This window comes from Bacillus sp. PK3_68 (assembly GCF_003600835.1).
GTDB lineage: Bacteria > Bacillota > Bacilli > Bacillales > Domibacillaceae > Pseudobacillus.
The window spans coordinates 2077494-2101675 of sequence record NZ_NQYC01000001.1 but is presented as its reverse complement, the minus strand read 5'-3'; the positions used below and the strand labels follow the sequence as shown (position 1 = coordinate 2101675).

27 protein-coding genes and 1 pseudogene are annotated in these 24182 nt (G+C 41.5%); 17 read left to right on the top strand and 11 right to left on the bottom strand.

Annotated features, from left to right (window positions below; all coding sequences use genetic code 11):
* Window positions 1-195: 195 nt before the first annotated feature.
* On the bottom strand, window positions 196-681 hold the full coding sequence (locus tag CJ483_RS10940) for a hypothetical protein (RefSeq protein ID WP_120034854.1): 486 nt from the start codon (window positions 679-681) through the stop codon (window positions 196-198).
* Window positions 682-701: 20 nt separating this feature from the next.
* Window positions 702-1142: a hypothetical protein gene (locus CJ483_RS10935; RefSeq protein ID WP_120034852.1), complete on the bottom strand. Its 441-nt coding sequence runs from the start codon at window positions 1140-1142 to the stop codon at window positions 702-704.
* Between the two features lie 121 nt (window positions 1143-1263).
* On the opposite strand from CJ483_RS10935, the gene CJ483_RS10930 reads away from it, so the two are divergent.
* Window positions 1264-1476 carry a hypothetical protein gene (locus CJ483_RS10930; RefSeq protein ID WP_120034850.1) on the top strand — a complete coding sequence of 71 codons (213 nt, stop codon included), beginning with the start codon at window positions 1264-1266 and terminating at the stop codon, window positions 1474-1476.
* 152 nt (window positions 1477-1628) lie between these two features.
* Here CJ483_RS10930 and CJ483_RS10925 read toward each other — a convergent pair whose 3' ends face one another.
* Window positions 1629-2747 (bottom strand): CAP domain-containing protein, encoded by a 1119-nt coding sequence (locus CJ483_RS10925; RefSeq protein ID WP_120034848.1) that lies wholly within the window; start codon window positions 2745-2747, stop codon window positions 1629-1631.
* Between the two features lie 308 nt (window positions 2748-3055).
* Between CJ483_RS10925 and CJ483_RS10920 the strand changes: the two genes are divergently transcribed.
* Genes CJ483_RS10920 through CJ483_RS10890 form a run of 7 tightly spaced genes read left to right on the top strand, consistent with a single transcriptional unit; the run spans window position 3056 to window position 5460 of the window.
* The gene (locus CJ483_RS10920) at window positions 3056-3277 is read left to right on the top strand and encodes a spore germination protein (RefSeq protein WP_120034846.1); all 222 of its coding nucleotides are present in this window, start codon (window positions 3056-3058) and stop codon (window positions 3275-3277) included.
* Between the two features lie 26 nt (window positions 3278-3303).
* Window positions 3304-3516 (top strand): spore germination protein GerPB, encoded by a 213-nt coding sequence (locus CJ483_RS10915; protein ID WP_120034844.1) that lies wholly within the window; start codon window positions 3304-3306, stop codon window positions 3514-3516.
* Window positions 3517-3553: 37 nt separating this feature from the next.
* Window positions 3554-4180: a spore germination protein GerPC gene (gerPC, locus tag CJ483_RS10910; protein WP_120034842.1), complete on the top strand. Its 627-nt coding sequence runs from the start codon at window positions 3554-3556 to the stop codon at window positions 4178-4180.
* A complete protein-coding gene (locus CJ483_RS10905; protein WP_120034840.1) occupies window positions 4177-4353 on the top strand; it encodes a spore gernimation protein GerPD in 177 nt (58 codons plus the stop codon). Before gerPC ends, CJ483_RS10905 begins: the two co-directional genes overlap by 4 nt.
* A gap of 10 nt (window positions 4354-4363) precedes the next feature.
* Window positions 4364-4738, top strand: a complete 375-nt coding sequence (locus tag CJ483_RS10900) for a spore germination protein GerPE (protein ID WP_259455616.1) — start codon at window positions 4364-4366, stop codon at window positions 4736-4738.
* Window positions 4739-4776: 38 nt separating this feature from the next.
* A complete protein-coding gene (locus CJ483_RS10895) occupies window positions 4777-4995 on the top strand; it encodes a spore germination protein (RefSeq protein WP_120034838.1) in 219 nt (72 codons plus the stop codon).
* The gene (locus tag CJ483_RS10890) at window positions 4996-5460 is read left to right on the top strand and encodes an Hsp20/alpha crystallin family protein (protein ID WP_120034836.1); all 465 of its coding nucleotides are present in this window, start codon (window positions 4996-4998) and stop codon (window positions 5458-5460) included.
* Window positions 5461-5532: 72 nt separating this feature from the next.
* Here the strand turns inward: CJ483_RS10890 and CJ483_RS25750 are convergent, their stop codons facing one another.
* Together CJ483_RS25750 and CJ483_RS25745 are read right to left on the bottom strand one after the other, a co-directional pair.
* On the bottom strand, window positions 5533-6480 hold the full coding sequence (locus tag CJ483_RS25750; protein ID WP_481747738.1) for a methyl-accepting chemotaxis protein: 948 nt from the start codon (window positions 6478-6480) through the stop codon (window positions 5533-5535).
* Window positions 6472-7374: pseudogene (locus CJ483_RS25745) on the bottom strand (HAMP domain-containing protein); the annotation flags it as partial. The pseudogene CJ483_RS25745 and the gene CJ483_RS25750, both read right to left, overlap by 9 nt.
* Before the next feature lie 385 nt (window positions 7375-7759).
* Here CJ483_RS25745 and CJ483_RS10880 point away from each other — a divergent pair.
* A complete protein-coding gene (locus CJ483_RS10880) occupies window positions 7760-8440 on the top strand; it encodes an SH3 domain-containing protein (protein WP_120034832.1) in 681 nt (226 codons plus the stop codon).
* A 68-nt stretch (window positions 8441-8508) separates the two neighbouring features.
* Here the strand turns inward: CJ483_RS10880 and CJ483_RS10875 are convergent, their stop codons facing one another.
* A complete protein-coding gene (locus CJ483_RS10875; protein ID WP_120034830.1) occupies window positions 8509-9909 on the bottom strand; it encodes a vWA domain-containing protein in 1401 nt (466 codons plus the stop codon).
* Window positions 9910-10479: 570 nt separating this feature from the next.
* Here CJ483_RS10875 and CJ483_RS10870 point away from each other — a divergent pair.
* The 3 genes from CJ483_RS10870 to CJ483_RS10860 all read left to right on the top strand — a co-directional run bounded on the left by CJ483_RS10870 (window position 10480) and on the right by CJ483_RS10860 (window position 15239).
* Window positions 10480-11871 (top strand): sigma-54 interaction domain-containing protein, encoded by a 1392-nt coding sequence (locus tag CJ483_RS10870; protein ID WP_481747715.1) that lies wholly within the window; start codon window positions 10480-10482, stop codon window positions 11869-11871.
* Window positions 11872-12107: 236 nt separating this feature from the next.
* Window positions 12108-13610: an aminotransferase class I/II-fold pyridoxal phosphate-dependent enzyme gene (locus CJ483_RS10865; protein WP_120034828.1), complete on the top strand. Its 1503-nt coding sequence runs from the start codon at window positions 12108-12110 to the stop codon at window positions 13608-13610.
* Between the two features lie 135 nt (window positions 13611-13745).
* Window positions 13746-15239 carry an amino acid permease gene (locus CJ483_RS10860; RefSeq protein WP_120034826.1) on the top strand — a complete coding sequence of 498 codons (1494 nt, stop codon included), beginning with the start codon at window positions 13746-13748 and terminating at the stop codon, window positions 15237-15239.
* Window positions 15240-15349: 110 nt separating this feature from the next.
* Here the strand turns inward: CJ483_RS10860 and chrA are convergent, their stop codons facing one another.
* The gene (gene chrA, locus CJ483_RS10855; protein ID WP_120034824.1) at window positions 15350-15895 is read right to left on the bottom strand and encodes a chromate efflux transporter ChrA; all 546 of its coding nucleotides are present in this window, start codon (window positions 15893-15895) and stop codon (window positions 15350-15352) included.
* A complete protein-coding gene (gene chrB / locus CJ483_RS10850; protein ID WP_120034822.1) occupies window positions 15892-16497 on the bottom strand; it encodes a chromate efflux transporter ChrB in 606 nt (201 codons plus the stop codon). Before chrB ends, chrA begins: the two co-directional genes overlap by 4 nt.
* 279 nt (window positions 16498-16776) lie before the next feature.
* Here chrB and fmdA point away from each other — a divergent pair, with 279 nt between their 5' ends.
* Window positions 16777-17955, top strand: coding sequence for a formamidase (gene fmdA / locus CJ483_RS10845; protein WP_120034820.1), 1179 nt, complete (start codon window positions 16777-16779; stop codon window positions 17953-17955).
* Between the two features lie 12 nt (window positions 17956-17967).
* Entirely contained in the window at window positions 17968-18240 is a 273-nt protein-coding gene (locus CJ483_RS10840; RefSeq protein ID WP_120034818.1) for an FmdB family zinc ribbon protein, read from the top strand.
* Window positions 18241-18300: 60 nt separating this feature from the next.
* Here CJ483_RS10840 and CJ483_RS10835 read toward each other — a convergent pair whose 3' ends face one another.
* A complete protein-coding gene (locus CJ483_RS10835) occupies window positions 18301-18531 on the bottom strand; it encodes a hypothetical protein (protein WP_259455615.1) in 231 nt (76 codons plus the stop codon).
* A gap of 5 nt (window positions 18532-18536) precedes the next feature.
* On the bottom strand, window positions 18537-18857 hold the full coding sequence (locus tag CJ483_RS10830) for a YbjQ family protein (protein ID WP_120034816.1): 321 nt from the start codon (window positions 18855-18857) through the stop codon (window positions 18537-18539).
* A gap of 463 nt (window positions 18858-19320) precedes the next feature.
* On the opposite strand from CJ483_RS10830, the gene CJ483_RS10825 reads away from it, so the two are divergent.
* The 3 genes from CJ483_RS10825 (at window position 19321) to CJ483_RS10815 (ending at window position 23559) form a co-directional block, all read left to right on the top strand.
* Entirely contained in the window at window positions 19321-20781 is a 1461-nt protein-coding gene (locus CJ483_RS10825) for an aldehyde dehydrogenase family protein (RefSeq protein ID WP_120034814.1), read from the top strand.
* Window positions 20782-21003: 222 nt separating this feature from the next.
* Window positions 21004-21558, top strand: coding sequence for a hypothetical protein (locus CJ483_RS10820; protein WP_120034812.1), 555 nt, complete (start codon window positions 21004-21006; stop codon window positions 21556-21558).
* A gap of 507 nt (window positions 21559-22065) precedes the next feature.
* The gene (locus CJ483_RS10815; protein WP_120034810.1) at window positions 22066-23559 is read left to right on the top strand and encodes an APC family permease; all 1494 of its coding nucleotides are present in this window, start codon (window positions 22066-22068) and stop codon (window positions 23557-23559) included.
* Between the two features lie 64 nt (window positions 23560-23623).
* On the opposite strand, the gene CJ483_RS10810 is transcribed toward CJ483_RS10815, so the two are convergent.
* Window positions 23624-24115: a thioesterase family protein gene (locus CJ483_RS10810; protein WP_120034808.1), complete on the bottom strand. Its 492-nt coding sequence runs from the start codon at window positions 24113-24115 to the stop codon at window positions 23624-23626.
* Between the last annotated feature and the right edge of the window lie 67 nt (window positions 24116-24182).

Below are 24182 nucleotides of genomic sequence, written 5' to 3'. Positions count from 1 at the left end.
TTGAATAGAGAGTATCGTTCCGTCACAGTAAACAATCCAGCCAAATTTTCAATAACCAAGTCTGGTTTACTATTCGTTTGTTCGATATCTCTTTGGCTAGACATGCCCGTTAATACGAGGCAGATGCAGATATGGTTGTTCTTTGAGACAGTTTTTCTTTAAGAGTACGAAAGCATAGGGAGTTATCACGTTGATTTACTTTTTTATAAATTTATTACATGCATACAATCCTGTCACACCTGTGATCTCGGCAGCTAAGCTGCGTAAAGCTGATCCGCCAACCCGAAGTTTTTCTTCCCATGAAGTAGCGCCAGCAATCAACTTTGCGGTCTCTTTGAAGCCGCCCAATGCTTTAATATATTTCCGAACTTTAATGATTTTGGCAGCTACAAACAGATTTGAACCGACAAACCAAGTTAACGCTGCACTGCAAGCACCAATTGCCACCCAGTCCGGATCTGCAATAACAGGGAAAGCCGTGTTTTCGGTAAAGTTTACAACTTGGATCAGCGTATTGTCGACCACTTTATAATGGGTAGGAACACTCATTCCATTGGCATCTTTTGCCCATGCTGCACCAAAGACACTTTGAATGATATTATTCTCGTCTACAATGAAGACTTCCCCAGTATCTAATTCACTGCCTGGCTCTTCACCGAAATATTCAGAGGAGAGCATCACTTTGTGACCAGCAGGTAAGTCTAAGTCAAACTTATATTCTTTGGGGCATTGGCATTCTTGATATTCATTAAACTTCGTACGCCATTCTCTGTCGGTTGAACGATTAAATCGACATCGCCATTATTTTTATATTCATAGCTGCCGGAGTCTGTAATTTCAGGCGTGCCCACTTTCATATCATTAGGCACACTGATCTTTAAATCTTCTTTTGCTGTCTCTTTGTTTACTAAAGTAATTTTATTGTCAGATTGGCCAGGGAGGTCAATAACGTTAAAGTTATTTTCAACAGAACCAGCAGTGGTAGGAGTAATCAAATCCTCCGTGCCAGTAATCGCTTCGGTTTTCTCACCAAGTGAAGGGTTGATATCAGCATTAGCGCTTGCTTCAGTTCCTAAAAAAATAGTTGAGCTAGCTAAAATAAAACTGGTAGATAGATAGGTTAATTTTTTTCGTAAATTCATAAAATTTCCCCTTTATTGAAAAAATTATAAAATAATGGTATAACAACTAATATTAAAAGTAAAATAATTTTTTACAAAAAAATGAATTTATTGAAAATTAATCCATAAGTAGGAGGAGCTTATGAACAAATATGTAAGTGGAATAACCGTTGTCTCCTTGCTGGCGATTATCTTATTGGCTATGGATAAAATATCATTAGAAATGTTTTTAATTATATTTTTGCCGTTGGGAATCATCATGTTATTTGTTGGGGGAATAGAGTTAAAAAACACGCTTAAAGATAAAAAAAGTATTGAGGCAAAAGCAGAGGAGCTTAAAAATAGAAAAAGATAAGAGGTTAAAAGAAGTTCTCTTGCCAGATAGGATGCTTATCTTTATGAGGTTATTTCATTGGTCATTTGCTTTGAGTTTCATGCTGGTTCATCTTTACGGAATTCACAGGGCATAAGGAAAGGAAAACGGGCTGAAGACATTCAGCCCGTTTTCTATTTCGCAAAGAAGTTTTCTGTATAGTAAGGCTGTGATTCCTTGTTAAAAGCCACGCCAACACCTAAAAACCGGTATTCAGGACGCAGGATGTTTTCACGGTGGCCGAGAGAATTCATTAACCCCTCATGGGCAAAAACACTGCTAAATTGCCCGTAAGCCAAATTTTCGCCCGCTGTTGTGAAAAAGATATGGTCGGCTTTCATCCGATCAAAGGGAGACTGGCCACGAAGGTTTGTGTGAGAAAAATAATTTTGCTTAGCCATGTCTGCGCTATGCTTTCTTGCGGTTTCTTTTACCGGATTGTTCCATGTTAAAATCGGGAGATGGTGATTGACACGGGCGGCATTCGTTAGATCGAATAATTGGTATTCCAATCCTTCTTTTAATTGTTCGCTCGCTTCTGCATAGAAAGCCGGCTTTTCCTGCTCCAGGTCGTTACTGATAATTTGAATAGCAGTCACTGTATTGTTTTCATGCTTATCATAAAAAATAGTGACATAACTATGATCAATCATGAACATGTCATACTCTTGATCGGTTTGGAGCTTCATGTAAACCAACCCTTTGCGAAGCTGGCTTAAAGGCTTTCCTAATTTCTGCAGAACGGTGTTTCTATCACTTCCAAGCTTAATTCCGCTGGCTGAAGCGATCAAATCTTGATTTGTATAAAGCCCTGCTACTTGATTGTTTTTATCATAGGCAACCATCAAAAAATTTTGGTAATCGGTATGATAAGTGTGCCACTCGACGCCATATTCATTATAGGAAGAACGCTGCGGAGTGCCAAGAATTTGCTCAGCCTTTTGCTTGCTTTCCTGAAGTTCAATGTTATGGATGGAAAAAGCTTGTTCAGCCGGCTTTGTTAAAGCGGGCTTTTCAACGTTCTTTCTTTGCGGGTCAGTAGCGGTTTCATCCGATCCGATCAATTGAGACAGGCTCGCATACAGGTTGTCGAGTGCTTCTGAAATATAAGGGTTTTCTTTAATTTGCTCAAGACTCGACTGAAGTTTATAAACGACCGGTGAATCATTATTCTTTGTAATCTGCTTTTCGATTGCAGGCCAGGAGATGAATAAAATAGCTAAAACTATTAATGTATAAAAAAAGCTCCTCAATGCAGTAGCTTCCTTTCTTAATTAATTCTATTCCAGCAGTGAATGATTACTCCTTTATATTATAAATTTTGCCTGTTGTTTTTCACAGTTATATCTCTTTTCCAATTTTTTATTCTCTTGCCATTTGGAAAAAGAGGATGTTCCATAACACGTACATGAAAATGCAACAATTCTCTCATTTTTTCTCCTCAGGTTAATATATTAATGATAAGGAGAAAAAAGCCACAGCGCCTATAGACGTTTATCACATTTATTCCGCTTTTTCATACTTTACTAGTAGAATTGCTTTTTTAAAAGGGATGGGATAAATGCCAGCAATCGTAGGGGCGGTAAAAGTCATTAGTATAGGAAGCAGCAGTGTTTTTAATATTGGTGATGTGTATAACATTTCTCCGTCCAGTACAGCAAAAACCTTTGCTGGGGCGGGTTCCTTTAATACAGGGGATGGCATGAGAGTAAGAAATGATTATAGCTCAACGAATACGTATGATGCAGATGCGGCCGATTCCAATATTCAAACCGTTGTATAAGAGTACTCTTACAAGGGGGAGCGGGCATGAATTTTCACATTAATCAAAGCATCGTCATTCACAATTTAAAAATTGATGCCATTTCCAACTCTTCCTTTTTGCAAATTGGAAGTGCGGGCATTATTAAAGCTTTGTCCAATCTTTATAACACAGGAGGGTTTACTGAACCAGCTCCGCAGGCGGGACAGCAAAGTCAGCAGCCTTTCTTTGTGCCGCTTACTCCCCCGACCCGTTCTTAAAATGATACTTCAACTTCAGCTGTAAGGAGGAGATTGTATGTATTTTAATTATTCTCATATGATACATAGTCTCCAACAAATGCAACAATGGGTCAATGCCCAACAGCAGAGAATTACTCAACTGGAAGCGAATGTTCAGCAGCTTCAGCTGGAGCTTCAATCGTTAAAAGAAAATCAGTCCTCCAATATTGAACGGGTAGAATATAAATTCGATCAATTAAAAGTGGAAAGGCTGGAAGGAACGTTAAACATCGGCATTACTCCTCATGCCGGAGAAGGATCGATTGAAGACTTTTCTGTTGAACAAAATGACTTAACGGTGCCGCCGATGAATCCTCAGCAGCGGCTGTTGTTGTTCGGAAATATTCAGCGGCAGGTTCATGAGTACTTAAATGGAGAGTGCTACCCTGTTTTAAACACAATTGAGCAGCAAAAAAATCAGCCGCTGAATGCTAATTATCGGCAATACATTATTGACGATATAAAAAAACAGATTGATTCACGCATCCATTATTATCTGAATCAAATTAATATGAGTAACATGGCGGAGGAGCAGCTAGCAGAGATTGAGGGCAGAACAGTGAACAGAGTAAAGGAAGACATTCATAAAACTTATGATGAATTTATTGCCCAGCTGCCAAAGGAAGGAGGCTTTCTAGAATGAATTTTACAGTCGTCAATAAAAATATTTCTGTGGGGAGTTTGGAAATCGGCGGGGTGGCCAGCGCTTCTGTGGCGTTAGTTGGCGACACGGATACAATTACACTGTCATCTATATTTGATACTCCGCCTGAGTCTTTTATTGTCGGGCCTTTCGTTCCTCTCTCCCCTGAATAGGGGGATTCTATTGTTTAAAAGAACATCCATTGTTAAAAACATCTATGTCACCACCGTAGCTGACAGTTCAGTCTTAGAAATCGGAGATTCAGCCAACATGACATTGCGCAATAATGCATTAGCTGTCCAACGCCAGGCAGAACTCTTTTTCGGGAATGAAGGCAATCTTAACAATTATCCACTTTTTTCAAAAATGATACCCATACCGCAAATCAACGAAAACATTACCGTTACGAGATATAATCTTTCCCCTTTTATCCATGTGAGCCATATCAACATAGTAGGGGTTGCTTCATCCAGCGTGCTGCAGATTGGGTCGACAGGGAAAATTAATTTGGAATCCAGAATAAAGCATATTAGACAACTAACGGAAATAGATGATTAGTTTGATTAAGAAGAATACAGATTGAAAAGGGTGTTCCTATGCCTTCTATAATTAGCGGACCATTTAAAGTAAATAGCAATAGCGGCGTTTTGAATTTTGGAGACGCTTTAAATATCTCTCCAAAGAGTGTAGGAAAAGAGGTGAATGGCTCAGGAGGAGGCAATGTAGGGGATTTTATTATGACGAATAACGGGGTTAGCATAAATAACACGATAGATCCGGATATAGCGGATCAAGCACAAGCAGGCAATATATAAATGCAATTCTCATTAATTGATAAAAAGTGGTGGATATCTATGGATAACTACTTTAATGGATGGGATGCTTTATTTAAGAAGTTTTTTGACGGGGAGGTGGAGGGGAAGTTCAACCAGTACTTTAAAGGAGCGGAAAACCAGCTGCGAATGAACTTATACGAATCGAAAGATGAGCTCCTGTGTTTATTTCTCGTTCCAGGAGTTAAAAAGGTAGAAGATATCTGTTTGACGGTTAACGAAAAGATGTTGGAAGTCAGCTGTGATATCCATTTTGAGCACAGCAATTTTCGTGTGATTCAAGAGGAATTCAATGAAGGAACCTTTACACGCGTGATCAACTTGCCGTTTTTGGTGAGAAAGGATCGGATTGATGCATCTTACAAACGGGGACTGCTCGCTGTTCGCTTAGTACGTCTTCCGCCTAGCAAGGAGAATCAAGCGATTTCCATTAAAGACGAAGAGTAAATATATAAGTGTTGGGCAAAAAGACAGTCGTTGCTGCCTTTTTGCCCAACACTTTTTATAATGAAAAAACAATTAGTACTTAAAGGCGGAAATCAATTCTTGCAGTTCTTCGGCCATGGAGGATAGCGCCTTTGCGGAGGCGGAAATTTCCTCCATCGAAGCAAGCTGTTCCTCGGCTGATGCAGCCACATCCTCTGAAGTAGCCGCATTTTCTTTCGCAATAATCGCCAATTCATTTGTTGTATGAGTAACCTCTTGAACAGCTGCCGCCATTTGCTCAGCAGTAGCAGATACATCCTCCATTTGTGGAGTGATTTCTCTTGTGCGTTGTAAAATTAGTTTAAACTTTTCAATTGCTTCATTTGATACGTTTACTCCGGCTTGCACATCGTCTGTAACACGAGCCATCACCTGCACGGAACTTTCTGTATCTTTTTGTATGCCTTGGACGATGGAAAAGATTTCTCCCGCTGACTGTTGTGATTGTTCAGCTAGCTTCCGCACTTCGTCAGCTACGACGGCAAATCCTTTGCCCTGCTCACCTGCTCTTGCCGCTTCAATGGCTGCATTTAAAGCGAGCAAATTCGTTTGTTCTGCAATTCCGGTAATTACATCTAAAATGGAGCTGACCTCCTTAGAACGTTCGTGCAAGGAGTGAATCATTTCATTTGATTCTGTCACTGACGCACGAATGGAGTGCATTTGTTTGACGGTATTGGCGACAGCTTTTCCGCCTTCCTCCGCTTGAATGGTTGTGTCATGGGCAAGCTCAGATACTTTTCCAGAACGATCAGCAATTTGAGAGACACCTTTAGATATTTCTCGCAGGGAGAGGACATTCCGGTCAACACCAGACGTTTGTTTTTCCGCACTGCCCGCTACTTCTTGAATGGATGAGGCGACTTGTTCTGTGGCCGTGCTTGTTTGCTCGGCGCTTGCGGTTAACTCTTGTGAAGAGGCTGCTACTTGTTCTGCATTAGACTCAATCTTTTGAACTAACTGTCTGATGTTTTCTTGCATAATGTTGAATGCCCCCGCCAGCTGTCCGATTTCATCGTCTGACTGGACACTCACCGGCTCTGTTAAGTCGCCTTTACTAACGGTGATTGCTTGCTCTTTTAGTCTCCTAAGCGGCTTAATAATTGACTTGATAATAAGGAAGACGATAGCTGCACCAATGATTGTCGCTATAAGAATGACGAGCAGTGTTTTTTGGAAGATAGGAGCGGCGGCAGCAGTGAATTCCGCTTGTTTGATCGTCCCGCCTATTTTCCAGCCGGTCAATTTGTTTGTTACAAAGCTCATCGTTTCTTCACTATCGCCGTCTCTATAATCAAACGTTCCTTTTGCTCCATTATACATCGTCTGATAAAAGTTTTTTTTCACTTGCTCACCAGCTTTAATAGAAGGGTGAGCTATCGCGGTCTGATCCTTGTCCAAAAGAAAAGCATAACCCTCTTTACCAATTTTCACTTGTTTGATTAGCCCTTGAATATAGTTCAAGTTAATATCGATGCCAATTACACCTGATCCGTCTTTTGTCGATTGCGAGATAGTAACAACCATGTCCCCTGTCGTTACATCAGGATAAGGTTTCGAGATAATTGTTTTTCCTTTTTTAGCCATCGATTCTTTATACCAGTCTCTCGTCCGCGGATCATAACTAGATGTATCCGTAATTACTGGCTCCTCGATGAACAAGCCAGTGTTTGTAGCAACATAGATACTGAAAACTTCAGGGTGTAATTTTGAATACTGCGCTAATTTTTGCCGAAGTGCAGGGCTGCTTTCCCCTTTATAAAAAGAAGAAGAGGTGCTTTGCGAAAAAACGTCAGCATCGTGGATCTTCGATTGAATGGTTTGATCGATTGAAGAATTTAATAAGTCAATATTCTCGGAAAAGCCGTTGAGCATTTCCTGTTTTACCGCTTCTTTGGCTGTTCCATAAGAGAGCGTGCCAATAATAAGTGCCGGGATAATTAAAATGAGGGAAAAAGATAAAATTAATTTAGACCGGATGGTCCCAAAGTATGTAAAGACACTTTTCACTATGAATAACCTCTTTTCTACGATTGTCTATTCTTTTGGCGTTCAGGGTTAAAGATAAAGACAATTTTATATATCGGTAAGCAGCTGCAAACTTTTAATACACAGCAATTAAAAAACTTCATGTTAAGAGGAAGTAGAAAAATTTTAATTAAAGCGAAGGGGAAATAATATGTATAGTGAAACTACTTACCTCCTGTGATATAATTTTGTGGGTCTTTAGTCTTGTTTATGACGAAGAGGAGGGAGTTTAATGAAGAAGATAGCCATCATGTTCACTGTCATTTTTGGCTTAATTGGCCTGTCGTTTCATTCACCGCAGGCAGCAGTAAACGGGCCAGGGCAGTATACTGTAAAAGTTGAGACAAAGTTAAATGTACGTGAAAAGCCGAGCCCAAAAGCAAGGGTAGTCGGTTCACTAAAAAAAGGCGCTAGCGTGTATGTATATAATACAGAGCCCGGGGGATGGGCGAAAGTTAGATATAATAATAAAGCAGGTTATGTTTCTGCGGGATACCTTGTGCCTGCAAGCAGTGAAATAAGTACATTTAAAAAAGAAGCAGTTGCCACAGCCTCTCCCATTCTTCATGTAAGAGCCACTCCAAGTCCGAAAGCTAAGGTGATCGGCACACTAAAAAAGAGAGCGTCTGTTTATGTGTATGCAACTGACACGGCAGGCTGGTCGGAAATTAGATATAATGGCAAAAAAGCTTATGTTGGAACCAGTTATCTTACATTTAAAAGCCGATTGACATTAAAAGAAGCAGAAAAGCTTATTTTAAGTAGCGAGCCAGCACCCGATAAAGAGATTAAAATGAGTTACTACGAAGCGGAACGCGATGTCTATCGTGCAAAGGTAGGATTTAAAGGAACCCCATATGGGTATTACTTTCTCATTATAGACCCGGATAACGGAGCGATGAAGGCCGATTAAGTGGCAGGCCTCATTAAAAAAGGAGAAGCGCACACTAGCGCTTCTCCTTTTTAATGTATGGAATGAGTTTATTTTTCCCACTGATCTTTCCAGTCAGACACTTTCTGATCAATGATATTTTTGGCTTCTTCTAGTTTTTGTTTTTTCATTTTATATATTTGTTCAAAGTGATCGTTTCTTAGTCTATTCCTTTTTTCTATAATAGAAAGGACCTTCTCTTTTGTTTTGTCATCGATCAATTGTTGGTTGGATAAAAAATAAGTAGCATTTGCAATTCGGCTTTTTTCATAGTTGCTTAAATCAGTTAAGTGAACTTTATAATTAGTAAGCTCGCTTATTTTGTCTACATATTCATGAGCTGGCACGCCTTGTTTTCCAGCGATTTCAAACACAGAAGGACGCCATTTCTTTATTATCTGTGTTTCTAACTCCTCTTTATTTTTAACCGTAGCGTATTCACCGCCACCCGCTTCAGCTACAGCCTTTAATTGTTTTTGGCCGGGATCATCGACGTCAAACCCAATAATATGAACTTTAGCTTGAATGCTTTGTTCCTGTAACTTTTTCGCGGCCGCAATAGGATCGCCGCCACACGTTTCGATCCCGTCGCTCACAATATATACGCTATTGGCGTACTGGTCAGAGGGATAGGCAGAAAGAAGTTCGGCTGCTTTATTAATCGCACCGGCAAGCGGTGTCCATCCGCTTGCTTGAAAAGAGTCAGTCGCTTGCTGGAAGCTGGCCTTTTCGTATTTCGCCAATGGGAATATGGATTCAATGGCTTGGCATGACTTGGCTTTATCGGCATCACTTCCAGTTCCAATGTGGCCATAAACGAGCAGAGAAACGTTCGTTCCCTCAGTGAGCTCGGCTGCAAATTGTTGAATCGCTGCTTTTGCTAGGTCCATTTTGACCCCACCTGGAACTTCCGCTTTCATGCTTCCGCTTGCATCTATGAGGATGAGGGCATTTGCCTGCTTTGGCGTTTCTGCTGTCTCTACTGTGTCGGTTTTCTCAGTTGGCAATTCAGGGGCCTGAAAGCCGTGGGTGAAAGCGGTGAGCGGTTTATAAAATCTTTCATATTGACCTGAGCCTAATGTATAAACAAGATAATTATAGACCTCCTCACTCGTTAAGTTCTTGTGCTTCTCAAAGTAATGACCAATTTCTTGTTCCATAATAGGCTTGAATGTTTCATCATAAAAGTTACGGTACTTGAACCAATCAATGGGCTTGACAGCCTCGATGTCTTCGTCAAAATGCTTTTTCATTAACCATCCAGCTTTCTGGGCAATCATTCCCTCAGCTGTTTCGGCTGCTTTAGGAATCTTTCCAGCTGGTGAACTGTTTGCTGCCGTTTTCGGCTCGGCTGGTTTGCTGTTTTCTGTAGAGCCAGAGCAAGCAGCTAGGAATATGAGACAAACCAGCAGGATCAAGAGCCGGCTGCTTTTAATTATGGGTTTCTTCATCGTTCCTCCTCCTAAACAATTATTCTAATTATCATTATGGCAAAATGGGATAAATGAGACTAGAGGAAAAGGAAACAATTGGGACTTGTTCGGACCTGTCATGCTTGCGGCTTTAATATCGTGTAAGATAAATATTAATAGGCGCTATTTCAGTTTTTTCTTGCTTAAAGAAAGGATTCTCGTTCTTTTTGCAATATTCTTCTTTTATGTGGAAATATAGAGCGAATGAAAATAAAAGAGATAGCTAAATTAACCATTAACATAGGGGTAGACAGATAGAATTCTTCTATTATAAAAGAAGGATAGTTAAACACATGGGCTGCTCGTGCTGGAAAATTAAACTGTACTTAAAGGCGGATAGTCATTATAATTGAAAAAGGATAATTACTAGAAATTGTAAAATAAAATGATAAAAAAGTTGTCTGGATAACCAGTACCTTGTCGAACTGAAGGAAAAGTGCCGAAAATCCGGCATGGAGATGACAGAAATCCGGCATTGATTATTTGCGGGTTATCTGTCTTAAAATGGAATAAAGCGGTTTTGTAAGCAAAGAAGGAGAATCGTTCAAAATGCTATTGAATATAACTGACACGAAAGAAATGAAAATGATTCAGGCTATTTTGGGCACGATTGATGAAGGCATTCACGCAGTAGATGCTAATGGTATAACAATTTTTTATAACCATGTGGCAGCTAAGCATGATGCTGTCGAGAGAGAGGAAGTGCTGGGCAAACATTTATTGGAAGCGTTTCCTTCCCTGTCGGCTTCTACCAGCACGTTAATGAAAGTCATTCAAACAGGAGAACCGATTTATAATCAACACCAGTCGTATTACAATATCCGCGGAATGCTGATCGATATGGTAAACACAACACTGCCGATTAAAGTGGATGGAGAACTGGTTGGAGCTGTTGAAATTGCTAAAGATTTAACGAAAGTAAAGCAATTGTCAGAGAAGCTTATTGATTTGCAGGCAAAGGTAGAAACGGCTCAGCGCCCTAAAAAGGAACGGCGCAGCCAAACAGGAGCAAAATATCATATTACAGACATTATCACAAATGATCCTGTTTGCGAACGTCTGAAAACAAAAGCGTTAAAGGTAGCATCGACTTCGTCACCTATATTGATATACGGGGAAACCGGAACAGGAAAAGAACTGCTTGTTCAGTCAATCCATAACGCATCCCCGCGCAAGTCTGAGGCGTTCATCGCTCAAAACTGTGCAGCTATTCCTTCTTCGCTGCTTGAAAGCATTTTGTTTGGAACAGCAAAAGGAAGCTATACCGGTGCTGTGGATCGGCCTGGCTTGTTTGAACTTGCGGACGGGGGCACGCTGTTTTTAGATGAGATTAACTCGATGCCGCTTGATATTCAAGCAAAACTATTGCGGGTGCTAGAGAACGGAGTAATTCGCAGAATAGGTGGGACGAAAGAGCATGGAGTGAATGTTCGGATTATTGCGGCGATGAATGAGCCGGCAGACGTTTGTCTCCGTGAAAAAACACTGCGCTCCGACCTGTATTATCGTTTAAATGTAATCAATTTGCAGATTCCGCCGCTCAGGGATAGAAAGGGTGATCTTCCATTGCTGACGGATCACTTTATTCAGAAATATAACTTTCTCTTTGGCAAGCTCGTTACCAAGGTTGATGAAGAAGTAAAGGTCAGATTTAACCAGTATGACTGGCCGGGCAATGTCCGGGAATTAGAGCATGCGATTGAATCAGCGATGAACATTATGGACGGTGATTCAATTACAGTGGAGCATATTCCTATGCATATTGCAGGGGACACTCCAGCACCGGAAAGGACAAAACCCATTTCGCTGCAGCCGTTGCGGCAGGCGTTAATAGACACTGAAGAAAACTTAATCAGACAGGCACTAGCAGAGACAGAGGGCAATATACAAAAGGCTGCAAAGCTATTAGAAATCCCCGGCAAACGCTGCAATATAAACTAACGAAGTTAAATATATTGTAGACCGCCGAATTTTCGGCGGTTTTTTATATGTTTTTATTAGATTCTTTCAATAAAATCTCTAATGCTCCCTCCGTTAATATTTAAATTTCCGCTCTATTACAGGGTTTATGAGAAGAGGTCTTCTTTTTGGCATAGAAATTGCTATAAAGAAAAACGGAATAGTTTATAGCAGAAGAACTGTCTGCTAACAAGTAAAAGTATTGGAGGAGAGAGAGAATGAATCTTACAATTACGAATATGTATGAAGCCCCTCATTCTAAAGTTGATCATACAGAGGCACCGCTTTATGAGGCCCTTTGTTTATATGAAGCAAGCAAGCGTACATCTATGCATGTGCCTGGACATAAAGACGGGCGGGTGTTTGACCGGGAAGCATTTGGCCGCTTTGAGAGCATATTAAAAATAGATGCAACTGAATCAGTAGGAATTGATGACTTGCATCATCCGACGGATTTTATCGCTGATGCTCAAAATTTAGCAGCGGAAGCATTCGGAGCAGATCATACATTTTTCTTAGTAGGCGGAAGCACCATCGGAAACATCGGAGTAGCTCTCACTCTATGTGCGCCTGGAGAGAAAATTCTCGTTCAGCGCAATATGCATAAATCGGTGTTTCATGGTTTAATGCTGGCAGGTGCTCAGCCAATCTTTATCGCACCGGCTATTGAATCCACAACGAAAGTAGCGAAAGTATCTGATATTTACTACATTGAAAAAGCACTGGCGGAAAACCCGGATGTAAAAGGCGTTTGGATTACGAACCCTAACTACTATGGAATGAGTCAGGATATTACCCGTTTAGCTGAGACTTGCCACAAAGCGGGGGTGCCTCTCATTGTTGATGAAGCCCATGGAGCCCATTTTGGCCAATCGGAGGAAGTGCCACCGTCAGCTTTATCTAAAGGAGCAGATGTTGTTATACAATCTACGCATAAGATGCTTACAGCTATGACTATGGCTTCAATGCTTCATGTAAAAGGAGACCGTGTTTCCCGTGAGCGGCTGGCACAAGTGCTCGGAATGATTCAATCAACGAGCCCTTCCTATCCGTTACTTGCTTCTTTGGATCTGGCTCGACGTTATTTAGTGACAGAAGGACGTGCGCATTTAAAAGAAACAGTGAAACGTTTAGAGGAAAGACGTATGGCTCTTTCAGATGAGCTGCAAGCGCTTTCCATCTGGGAGGGAAGTCAAGAGGTTCATTATCGGGATCCGTTAAAATGGATTATCTCCTGCAACAATGAGGTGGTCTCTGGCTATCAGCTGCTGGATATGTTTTACGAGCAAGGCTGTACAGCAGAGATCAGCGATCCGCGCAATATTGTCTTTTTATTCTCATTGAATGAGGAACAAGAGGATATTGAGAAAGTAGTGGAAGCGATTAAAGCGATTGATCAAAAGCTACAGCAATGGGCAATGACGGAGCAGAAGGAGAAAGTAGAGACTGTTCTTTTTGCAGCGGAAGGCACATTATATAAGCAGGAAGTCTCTTTGCGAGATGCTTTTCACATGCCGCGCAAAAGAGTAGCTTTAGAAGACGCCGTTGGCTCTCTTTGCGGAGAAATGATTCTTCCTTATCCACCGGGAATTCCGTTGTTGACACCTGGGGAGGAAATTACTGCCACTCATGTACAAACGATTAAAGAGTTAAAGGAAATGGGAGCCTATTTTCAGAGTCCTTCCGACGATACATTAAAAACACTATACGTACTCAAATAGTTTGTTATTCAGCCAGCCGCTGCATCTGCAGGAAGCTGCGGCTGGTTAAATAAAAAGTATGAAGACTGGAATGCACATCCGAAGAATCCACAAGCAGAACATGACAGGTCCTCATAGAAAAAGGGGGAACAATGTATGCCAAATAACGCCTCTCAACCTACTATCTTGTCAACGAATGAGGCAAACAATCAGCTAGCACAAGAACCATCACAAGAGTTAAAACGAAGTTTAAAGTCAAGACATTTAACAATGATCGCACTTGGAGGAACAATCGGCACGGGCCTATTCCTCGCAAGCGGAAGTGCTATTCATACAGCAGGGCCGGGAGGAGCGCTCCTTGCTTATGGGGCAATTGGAATTATGGTTTATTTCGTAATGATCAGTCTTGCTGAAATGGCTGCTTTTTTGCCGGTAGCCGGTTCATTCAGCACTTATGCGACCCGCTTCGTAGATCCGGCATTGGGGTTTGCGCTCGGCTGGAATTACTGGTATAACTGGGCAATTACGATTGCTTCTGAGCTTGCTGCTGTAACATTAATTATGAAATTTTGGTTCCCAAACAGCCCTTCCATTCTTTGGAGCGGATTATGTTTAGCGGTTATCTTTCTATTAAACTATCTTTCTGTCAAAGGGTTTGGAGAGTCAGAATACTGGTTTTCAATGATAAAAGTAACGGCAGTCATTGTATTTCTAATTACAGGGGTTTTGATGATTTTCGGTATTGTTGGTGGTGAATATATCGGCTTTAAAAACTTTACGATTGGAGATGCTCCATTCCAAGGTGGATTCATGACGATTCTTGGGATCTTTATGGCGGCTGGTTACTCATTCCAGGGAACAGAGCTTTTCGGAGTAGCTGCCGGCGAAACAGATAACCCGTCTCGCGCTATTCCAAAAGCAGTTCGACAAGTGTTCTGGCGGATTTTGCTATTTTATATCTTTGCTATCCTTGTGATTAGTCTGATTATTCCGTATACGACGGCGAGTTTAGCAAGCGAGGATGTAACAGTCAGTCCCTTCACGCTTGTATTTGATCAGGCAGGCGTCGCTTTTGCAGCATCGGTCATGAATGCCATTATTTTAACATCTGTTTTATCGGCTGGAAGCTCTGGCATGTATGCTTCTACTCGGATGTTATGGGATTTAGCGAGAGAAGGAAAAGCACCGAAGTTTTTGGCTAGATTAGACCGTCGCGGTGTGCCGGTGAATGCTTTAATTATCACTTCTCTTGTTGGAACGCTGGCTTTCCTTGCTTCTTTCTTTGGTGATGGGGCAGTCTATATTTGGTTATTGAATGCATCAGGCATGTCCGGTTTTATTGCCTGGCTTGGAATCGCTATCAGTCATTATCGTTTCCGCAGAGCTTATATGGCTCAAGGACATGACTTACGTGATTTGCCTTATCGGGCAAAGTGGTTTCCGTTTGGTCCGCTCTTTGCGCTTACACTTTGTACGATTGTTATCCTTGGACAAAATTACAGCGCTTTCACAAGCGGTACGATTGACTGGAACGGCGCGATTATTTCTTATATCGGTCTTCCATTATTCATTGTCGTTTGGCTTGGTTACAAAGTTGCGAAGAAAACAAAAGTGGTGCCGCTTGAAAAGTGTAATCTGAACAAGCCTTAATGAAGAGAAATAGCCTCTTAAATTGTGGAAGCGCTCACAAACCTTGATTGTTCATAAAGGTTAAGAAGAGAACCCCTGAATATAAAAATTCAGGGGTTCTTTTACAGTTATTAATAGGAAGAAAAATGCGGCAATACTAATCCGCCATAAATAAAGGCGGCTACGATGACAATGGCAGGGTGGATTTTCCACTTTGTCATTGCCAGTAATGCAATGATTCCGATCAGAAGAGATTGCAAATAACCGATGGAGCTAAAAGATACGTGGCTAAACTCCCATGTCAGCAGGATCATCATTGTTGCAATGACCGGTTGAACGAGTAAGGTCATTCCTTTTACAACAGGAGACTGTTTAAATCGACTTAATATCTTAAGGAGAATGATAATAGCGATGGCGGAAGGAGCGACAGTAGCGAAAGTGGCTACTGCCAGTCCGAGCCAGCCAGCCTGCTGATAGCCGGCCAATGCGGCAATCTTAGTTGAAATGGGTCCGGGTAAGGCGTTGGCAACAGCCAGCATGTCTACAAATTGTTCATTGGTCATCCAGCCGTAGTGATCGACTACTTCCTGCTGCATCAGCGGAATGGATGCCGGGCCTCCGCCATAACCGAGCAAGTTCGCAACAAAAAAGGCAGAAAACAATTGCCAAAAAATCATTCTGATCCCTCGCTATCTTGGTCTGTTTTAGGCTTCTTCCATTTGTGTTTAGCCCATCCGGAAAACTTGATGTGGACCGTGCCATAAGCTAAGAAAAGTATGATGACAACAGCCGGATGAGTATCCAGAATGGCAAGCAATAGGAAGGATAGAAGGCCGAACAACAAGCCGACGGCTTTTCCTAAACCTTTCCATGTTTTTGCGCAGAATTCGTAAGCCATCATGCCGAGCAAAACGGCAATGACGGGCCGGACCGCTCCAATCATTCCTGAAATTACAGGAGATTCTTTCAGAGTATAGAGCACGCCCATTAGAGCGACTATGCCGACAGTGGTAGGAAAAATATGAGCGATCACAGCGATTGATGCACCAAGCGCACCTTTTTGCTGGTAGCCGAGGTGGGCAGCCATTTTTGTAGCAATCGGACCTGGCAAAGCATTAGCAAAGGCGAGGACTTCACCAAATTCTTCATCGCTGATCCACTTATAGCGTGTAACGGCTTCATGACGAAAAAGCGGAATGACCGAAGGGCCGCCTCCGTATCCTAAAATGCCCGTTCTTATCATAGCCGCAACAATATCGAAATACACTTTCCAATTCATCAGGCGTCCTCCTATCTTTAGAAAAGTCAGTACATAATTCTTATTGCTTCCTTTATAACATAAGACAAGCTATTATCTCTCCTCATTTATGCAAAATAATTATAACTATCTTAACAAATTGAGAAGGGAGAAGGGGAGTGGCTGCTTTTGGAAGGAATTTATAGTAATGTAAGCAAGGTATAATAGTTTGAATAATTTGACTATTATTTTTCAACCAGTTAAAATGAAAACGCATACATATTCTGACTTCATAGATTAGTTGATTGAAGGGGGAACGACATGCCAAAAACGTTATTCAAACTTGACCTTAGCAAGCCAATGGAACAGCAGGCCCATCCTGGACACAATCGCTGGCATCCGGATATTCCAGCAGCTTTTTCAGTAGAGCCAGGAGAATCTTTTCGGATGGAGTGCAAAGATTGGACAGATGGCCAAATTAGCAATGATGACAATCCAAATGATATACGGGATGTTATTTTGCCGCGAGTGCATGTTTTAAGCGGGCCTGTTTATGTCAATGGAGTGGAACCGGGAGACTTGCTTGTCGTAGATATTTTAGATATCGGTGCCTTTCCGGAATATGAATGGGGATTTAACGGAATATTCGCCAAGGAAAACGGCGGCAGCTTTTTAGTGGAGCACTTCCCAGAAGCAGCAAAATCTATCTGGGACTTTGAAGGAATTTATACGACTTCAAGACATGTACCGGATGTGAAGTTTGCTGGGCTTATTCACCCTGGCTTAATCGGGGTAGCCCCTTCTATGGAGATGCTGCAGGAGTGGAATAGAAGGGAAAATGAGCTAAAGATGACGGACCCAGACCGTGTGCCGGAACTGGCCACTTCCCCGCAGGTTGAGCATGCAGTACTCGGTACGCTGAAAGGAGCAGAATTTGACCGGGTGGCTAAGGAAGGAGCTCGAACAGTTCCGCCAAGGGAAAACGGTGGGAACTGTGACATTAAAAACTTGTCCAAAGGCTCAAGGATCTTCTTCCCGGTGTTTGTAGACGGAGCTAAGTTATCAGTCGGAGATCTCCACTTTTCACAGGGGGACGGCGAGATTACTTTCTGCGGCGGAATTGAGATGGCAGGGTGGATTGATCTAAAGGTAGATGTGATTAAAGGCGGCATGGAGAAGTACAAAATTAAAGATAACCCTGTTTTTAAACCAGGTCCGGTTGAACCGCATTACTCAGACTATCTTGTATTTGAAGGAATTTCTGTAGATGAGTTTGATGGGAAACAGCATTACCTGGATGCTCATATTGCTTATCGCAGAGCTTGTTTAAATGCTATTGAGTATTTGAAAACGCTCGGTTATACGGGAGAACAGGCTTACATGCTCTTAAGTACGGCACCTATTGAGGGACGAATCAGCGGAATCGTTGATATTCCGAATGCGTGCTGTACGGTAGCCATTCCGACAAAAATATTTGAAAAGGATATCGATCCGAAGTAAGGGGGAATGGCCTTGCCGAGTTATACGTTCAAATGCAATCAATGCGGTGAATTCACTTTATTTTTCAAGTCAATGTCGAGTTATAAAGGGACCTCATTATGCCCAAACTGCCAGCAGGAAGCGTCTCGGGTATACTTACCTCCTAATTTATATGCTTATTCCCAAGAAGTGCGGACAAGAATTGAAAGAGGAATGGAGCCGCGCAGAGTAACGAGAGACGAATTAGGACCAAGACAAAGGAGAAAGCCGCCCCAGGTAAGCCGCCCATGGCAAGTGGGGCATTAATAGTTTGACGATAAGTAAATAAATAGACTCTGTGCTTCTTTTCAGGAAGCACAGAGTCTATTATTTTTCTTCTTTATAAAATCGTTCGCCTGTATCAGGGTGCATATAAACGACTAGCTTTTTCTTAGTTGTCGGGTCAAAGGACACTTCTTTTGTGCGCACAAATCCCTCTGGCACTTGCTGGCCGTGTTTCGTTTTAAATCGACGATCCCAGATGAACCAGGAACCGATCACCAAAACAATGAGAGCAATCAGCTGCAAACCGTAAAAACCAATGATCCATTCCAGCATAGGTCTTATTCCTGTTCCACAGTAACAGCTGTCCCGTAAGCAACGATTTCGCTCATGTTTTGACCGATTTCTCCAGAGTCAAATCTCATCATAATAATAGCGTTGGCGTCCATAGCTTTGGCATTTTGAACCATGCGGTCCATTGCCTGTTTCCGCGCATCTTCTAGCATCTCTGTATACTGATTGATTTCTCCGCCCACAAGGCCTTTAAATGAAGCGACAATATCTTTTCCAATTCCCCGTGCTCTAACGGTTAAGCCAAACACAGGTCCTTTTATTTCAGTAACCTTATAGCCGGCAATTTTCTCTGTAGTCACAATGATCATCTGTCTCCACCCCTTATTCATAAATAGCTGTTCTCTTTTTATTGTACATGTTTTCTTATATGCCTGCTATGTCTGAGGAATGAATAAAGCATGAAAAAAGCGTCAAAGTTTCTTCTTTAACGCTCTCCAAAAGCAAATAAAAGTGGATGCATCGTTTGTATTTAAAGTACAAACGATGAATTTTTATTCATTTAAATCGATACTGGCCCCGCCTGCGCCAAATATCATGACAGCCACTGTTGCTGTCCAACCTACTATTTATTTTATAAGAAAACGTTTTCATTTTCAAGAGCCAATTTGTAATTTATTTAGAATGATTGCATAAAAAACCATTCGTTTATAAAAGAGTAGTAGAGTATAAAGCGGAATGATCGTCCGCGGATGTTTAAATTTTTCTATCAGGGTAAAAACAAAAGAGTTATCATTTACATCGTTTGCTAAGGCATAACAAGGAGTGAAGCTCATGCCAATATTCGAACAATCCAACAAAAGCTTTTTAAATGGTCAGTGGACAGAAGGGAAGAGCGAACGGGTTGGAAAGATTATTAATCCGTACGATGAATCAGAGATTGCTGCCGTCAAATTGGCGACAAAGGGGCAGGTAAAAGAAGCATTTGAAATAGCAAAGCAGGCTCAGAAAGAGTGGGCAAAGACAACAGCTGATGAGCGAAAAGCAGTTTTGAAGAAAGCAGCGGATTATTTGAAAGAACATAAGGAAGATGTTCAAAAGACAATAACTCGTGAAACAGGGGGAACGGCCGTAAAGGCAGGCGTAGAGATCGGTTTGACCATTGGGTTGCTTGAACAGGCTGTTAAATATGCAGGAGAACTAGATGAAATAAAAGAAATATCTGATCCGATTGAAGGGAAAGTGAACCATGTTCATCGCCTGCCGCTCGGTGTTATTTCCTCTATTTCGCCGTTTAACTTTCCAATGAACTTATCTATGCGGGCGATTGCTCCAGCTCTTGCCCTTGGCAATGCCGTTGTTCACAAGCCGGCTTTACAGACAGGGCTTACTGGCGGTGTTATCTTGGCGAAAGCCTTTGAAGAAGCCGGCCTTCCTAAAGGCGTCTTTAATATGATCTTGACGGACCTTGAAGAAATAGGAAATGAGATGCTGGAAAATCCGATTCCGCGCTTAATCAGCTTTACAGGATCTACTCCGGTCGGAAAATTAATCGGCCGCATCGCGGGTGAAAACTTTAAGCGGGTAGCCCTTGAATTAGGCGGCAACAATCCGTTCGTTGTATTGTCAGATGCGGATGTAGATCGGGCAGTGGATGCGGCAATATTTGGAAAGTTTATCCATCAGGGGCAGATTTGCATGATCATTAATCGCTTGATCATTCATAAAGCTGTCTATGAGGAATTTAAGCAGAAATTTGTAGAGCGTGTGAAACAATTACCGGCGGGTGATCCAAGTGATCCAAATACAGTTATTGGCCCGTTAATGAATAAAAATCAATTAAATAAAGCGTTGCAGATTATCGAAAAAGCTAAGCAGAAAGGTGTGAACATTGCTTTAGAAGGAAGAGCGGAAGGCAACGTATTAACGCCGTTCGTTTTTTCAGAAGTAGATAATTCAAGCGAGCTTGCCCAGACAGAATTATTTGCCCCGATTGCCTCTCTTATTAAAGCAGAAACGGACGAGGAGGCAATTGAACTGGCTAATGATACACAGTATGGCTTAAGTTCAGCCATCTTTACGACGGACTTGGAGAAGGGGGAGCAGCTTGCTCTTCAAATTGATAGCGGCATGACTCATATTAATGATCAGACAGTGAATGACAGCCCGGTTGTTCCGTTTGGCGGCAACAAACAAAGCGGAATGGGCCGGTTCGGTTACCCGTGGGTCATTGAAGAGTTTACTGTTACTAAATGGGTTTCTCTGCAAACAAAGTATCGCACGTACCCTTTTTAGTAAACAACAGAACTGCGTCTTAATTGGTCGTTGTGTACGACTATTGAGGCGCAGTTTTTTTAACTGCCACTATTTTTAGTTGTTGCTAATAAGAAGATAGGAAAAGGACTAAACACAGCTGTATGAACATGAAAAGATAAAAAAAGCGACAGCTGTTCAACGTATAGGAATAGTGTTAAATATGAACAAGAACAGATAAGTTATGAATAAAAGAGGGATAGGATGAATAAAAAAATTAAAATAATAACGTATATCACTAATTTTGTTCCAGAATTAGGTTTTTTGACCGATCAGAAAAAGAACTTTGTAGCGATTTCCCATCCTTCAGCAGAACTGGCTGCACAAAAATTACTAAATCATGAGGAGGGAGATTATTTATCAGGATATATAAAAATTATAGATGATGATCAGGTCATTGTATCTGAAAAGGAGTGGACCGGAGAATTATTAGAAACATGGGCCGACCTCTCCTACATTGTGTTAGACAGAGCTAGTGAGAAAAAATATCCTATTGAATTATTAGATAATCCTACTAAACTTTATTTAGTAAAAGAAGAGAAGGGGTATTTTTTTGAGATAGAGAAAGTCACTATGGAAAATAATAAAGAATTCATTCAATCATCCGTTATCGACACAGAAAAGCTGTTGGAGGCTATTTATGTCAGCTATAAAGAATTTTTAACATTTTGTACGGAGAGAGCAGTAACATTTAGCGCAGAGTCACTCTTACATTCAAGCGTACAAACGTTAAAGTGCCTTCAAGATAAAAGGGCTTGAAAAGCTAGCTGGCCATCTTAAAACAATTTTCTATAAGAAAAGGATAAATAAAAGAGTGATTTATCTGTAAAGTGGGCGCCGCCTAAAAGAAGTAAAGAAAGCTTTTATAAAGTAGCTTACAGTGAATGACTAAAATAAATAATAATGAATATATTCATTATTATAACTATAAGTCGACTCTATAAGAGCGAAAAGCAGGAGAGGATGACAACTATCGAAAGGTGGAGCTCGTCACTTATTAAAGTATCTCATAACGCTTATTAAAATGTTAAATCGTTAGTTGTAAAACTCTATAATATAGTAGGGATAAGAACAAGTCTTCACTTCAAGTTACCCCGCATTGCTTCCTTTCACAAATACTATCACTGTGCCGATCCTGAATAAATACGTAATAAATAAACAGAATATTTAATTTATTTTGAGGGTTATGCTCTGAGGGATGGTTATGTTTTTTCTGGTTAAACCTCTCTACGAGCTTAATTACTATAAATGAAGGAGGTTTTTTGCATGGAAGAAAGAACGCAGCTGGACAAGACGCTGAAACCACACTGGGTTTGGGCGATTGCCCTAGGATCAGCAATCGGCTGGGGAAGCTTTGTCCTTCCGGCAGACTGGATGGCAAAGCCAGGGCCAATCGGGGCAGCCATCGGATTTGGGATTGGCGGGCTTCTCATGATTTTAATTGCAGTCAGTTACGGGTTTCTAATTAGGCATTTTCCAGTTTCAGGGGGAGAATTTGCTTACGCGTATCTTGGTTTTGGAAGGACGAATGCCTACATTTGCGGCTGGTTTTTAGTGCTCGGTTATATGAGTATTGTCGCTTTGAATGCGTCTGCTATGGCACTTTTATTTAAATTTACGATTCCTAAAGTAGCGATGAAAGGGCAGATGTATAGTATTGCTGGCTGGGATGTTTATTTTACTGAAGTGTTGATCGCAACGATTGCTTTGTGTGTGTTTGCCTGGCTCAATATCCGCGGTGCCTCTTTTTCTGGCCGGCTGCAGTTTATCTTTTGTGTCATTCTCGTGTTAGGAGTAGCTGCATTGGGAATCGGCATGTTTACGCATCCTGACTCATCTTTATCTCATTTGCAGCCGGCATTTAACCCGGAAATTCCAGCTTTATCGGCTATCCTGACAATTGTAGCCATTGCTCCTTTCGCCTTCGTTGGTTTTGACAACGTACCGCAATCAGCGGAAGAGTTTGATTTTCCTGCTAAAAAAGCGTTTTCGTTGATTGTGTGGGCTCTTGTTTTTGCTACGCTCATTTACGTAACCAATATTCTTTTCACTGCTGTTGGCATGCCATGGCAGGATTTGGTTGCCAAGCAGTCGATCTGGGGGACAGGAGACGTGGTTGCCGGGGCGTTTGGCAATATCGGTTTAATTGTTTTAGCGATTGCAATCTGCATGGGCATCTTTACGGGTTTAAACGGCTTTTATGTATCGGCAAGCCGTTTGCTGTTTGCCATGGCCCGTGCGAAAATATTGCCTGATGTATTCGGAAAGCTTCATCCAACCTATAGAACGCCTTATGCTGGTATCATTTTTACGATGATTATCTGTTTAGTTGCCCCGTGGTTTGGCAGACAGGTACTGCTTTGGATCGTTGATATGGCTTCTATTGGTGTAGCAGTTGCCTATTTTTATACTTGTTTTGCGGCTTATAAGTTTTTCAAATGGTCCGGAGACGAATCTGTTATCGAGGGAGCTGTTTCACCAGGAAAAAAATTATGCAGTTTACTCGGCGTTATTAGCAGTCTCTCTTTCGTTATCTTACTTGCTGTTCCGGGATCGCCAGCATTTATGGGAGGACCATCCTGGATAGCTTTACTCATTTGGCTGGCTATAGGGGTTCTGTTTTACACAGTGTATGGGAAGTCGTACAAACAAATTCCGAAGAAAGAGCTTGATTATTACATTCTTGGCGAGCACAGCCACTTGGCTGATGGATTTAATCATCGGGCATCGGCTGATCCAGATGAGAAGATAGCGCCTTAAACAAGGCAAAGGCCAATTTCCGCTGCCAATCCAATTGGCATATGGAAATTGGCCTTTAATTACTTTAATGATCTTTTTGTTTATCTTTCCTGCGGATACCAATGGTTTGTCCAACTTCTTTTGGTCTGGGCAGTCCGGCTTGCTGTTCAGCCAGATGCTTGATTTTTTCAAACAGCTCATGTGGAAACGGGGCCGGCCGGCGTTGTTTTTGATCCATGCCCATGAGTATTTGCTCGCATGTTGCTGCCCGCTTTCCATTGCTGCCGAATAATTGAAAAAAGAAATGAACTCGCTTTTTATCGTAATCAAGTACCTGAAGAGAAACTTCGAATGCTTCATTTGGTTTCATCTCCGCCAAGTAGCAAATATGGCTTTCCAGTGTAAAAATTGTATATTGGTGTTTCCGACGAAATGCGTCATTAAAGCCCACCTCCTTCATCCAGTTAAATCCTGCCCAGCTGAAAACACGCGCATATTCAGCATCGTTCATATGTCCATTGTAGTCCAGCCACTCATCCTGTACGTGATCTTTGAGAATGACCCACTGCTTATCCATAAGCTACACCTTCTCCTTTCTAAGAAGCAGAAAAATTCTGATGATGTTTTCATAGTACCATAGGAAA

Excerpts from the sequence above, each read along its gene's own strand:
- CJ483_RS10935 (WP_120034852.1), bottom strand. The coding sequence starts at position 1,142 with ATGAATTTACGAAAAAAATTAACCTATCTATCTACCAGTTTTATTTTA.
- CJ483_RS10930 (WP_120034850.1), top strand. The coding sequence starts at position 1,264 with ATGAACAAATATGTAAGTGGAATAACCGTTGTCTCCTTGCTGGCGATT.
- CJ483_RS10920 (WP_120034846.1), top strand. The coding sequence starts at position 3,056 with ATGCCAGCAATCGTAGGGGCGGTAAAAGTCATTAGTATAGGAAGCAGC.
- CJ483_RS10915 (WP_120034844.1), top strand. The coding sequence starts at position 3,304 with ATGAATTTTCACATTAATCAAAGCATCGTCATTCACAATTTAAAAATT.
- gerPC (WP_120034842.1), top strand. The coding sequence starts at position 3,554 with ATGTATTTTAATTATTCTCATATGATACATAGTCTCCAACAAATGCAA.
- CJ483_RS10905 (WP_120034840.1), top strand. The coding sequence starts at position 4,177 with ATGAATTTTACAGTCGTCAATAAAAATATTTCTGTGGGGAGTTTGGAA.
- CJ483_RS10895 (WP_120034838.1), top strand. The coding sequence starts at position 4,777 with ATGCCTTCTATAATTAGCGGACCATTTAAAGTAAATAGCAATAGCGGC.
- CJ483_RS10890 (WP_120034836.1), top strand. The coding sequence starts at position 4,996 with ATGCAATTCTCATTAATTGATAAAAAGTGGTGGATATCTATGGATAAC.
- CJ483_RS25750 (WP_481747738.1), bottom strand. The coding sequence starts at position 6,480 with ATGCAAGAAAACATCAGACAGTTAGTTCAAAAGATTGAGTCTAATGCA.
- CJ483_RS10880 (WP_120034832.1), top strand. The coding sequence starts at position 7,760 with ATGAAGAAGATAGCCATCATGTTCACTGTCATTTTTGGCTTAATTGGC.
- CJ483_RS10875 (WP_120034830.1), bottom strand. The coding sequence starts at position 9,909 with ATGAAGAAACCCATAATTAAAAGCAGCCGGCTCTTGATCCTGCTGGTT.
- CJ483_RS10870 (WP_481747715.1), top strand. The coding sequence starts at position 10,480 with ATGCTATTGAATATAACTGACACGAAAGAAATGAAAATGATTCAGGCT.
- CJ483_RS10865 (WP_120034828.1), top strand. The coding sequence starts at position 12,108 with ATGAATCTTACAATTACGAATATGTATGAAGCCCCTCATTCTAAAGTT.
- CJ483_RS10860 (WP_120034826.1), top strand. The coding sequence starts at position 13,746 with ATGCCAAATAACGCCTCTCAACCTACTATCTTGTCAACGAATGAGGCA.
- chrA (WP_120034824.1), bottom strand. The coding sequence starts at position 15,895 with ATGATTTTTTGGCAATTGTTTTCTGCCTTTTTTGTTGCGAACTTGCTC.
- chrB (WP_120034822.1), bottom strand. The coding sequence starts at position 16,497 with ATGAATTGGAAAGTGTATTTCGATATTGTTGCGGCTATGATAAGAACG.
- fmdA (WP_120034820.1), top strand. The coding sequence starts at position 16,777 with ATGCCAAAAACGTTATTCAAACTTGACCTTAGCAAGCCAATGGAACAG.
- CJ483_RS10835 (WP_259455615.1), bottom strand. The coding sequence starts at position 18,531 with ATGCTGGAATGGATCATTGGTTTTTACGGTTTGCAGCTGATTGCTCTC.
- CJ483_RS10830 (WP_120034816.1), bottom strand. The coding sequence starts at position 18,857 with ATGATCATTGTGACTACAGAGAAAATTGCCGGCTATAAGGTTACTGAA.
- CJ483_RS10825 (WP_120034814.1), top strand. The coding sequence starts at position 19,321 with ATGCCAATATTCGAACAATCCAACAAAAGCTTTTTAAATGGTCAGTGG.
- CJ483_RS10820 (WP_120034812.1), top strand. The coding sequence starts at position 21,004 with ATGAATAAAAAAATTAAAATAATAACGTATATCACTAATTTTGTTCCA.
- CJ483_RS10815 (WP_120034810.1), top strand. The coding sequence starts at position 22,066 with ATGGAAGAAAGAACGCAGCTGGACAAGACGCTGAAACCACACTGGGTT.
- CJ483_RS10810 (WP_120034808.1), bottom strand. The coding sequence starts at position 24,115 with ATGGATAAGCAGTGGGTCATTCTCAAAGATCACGTACAGGATGAGTGG.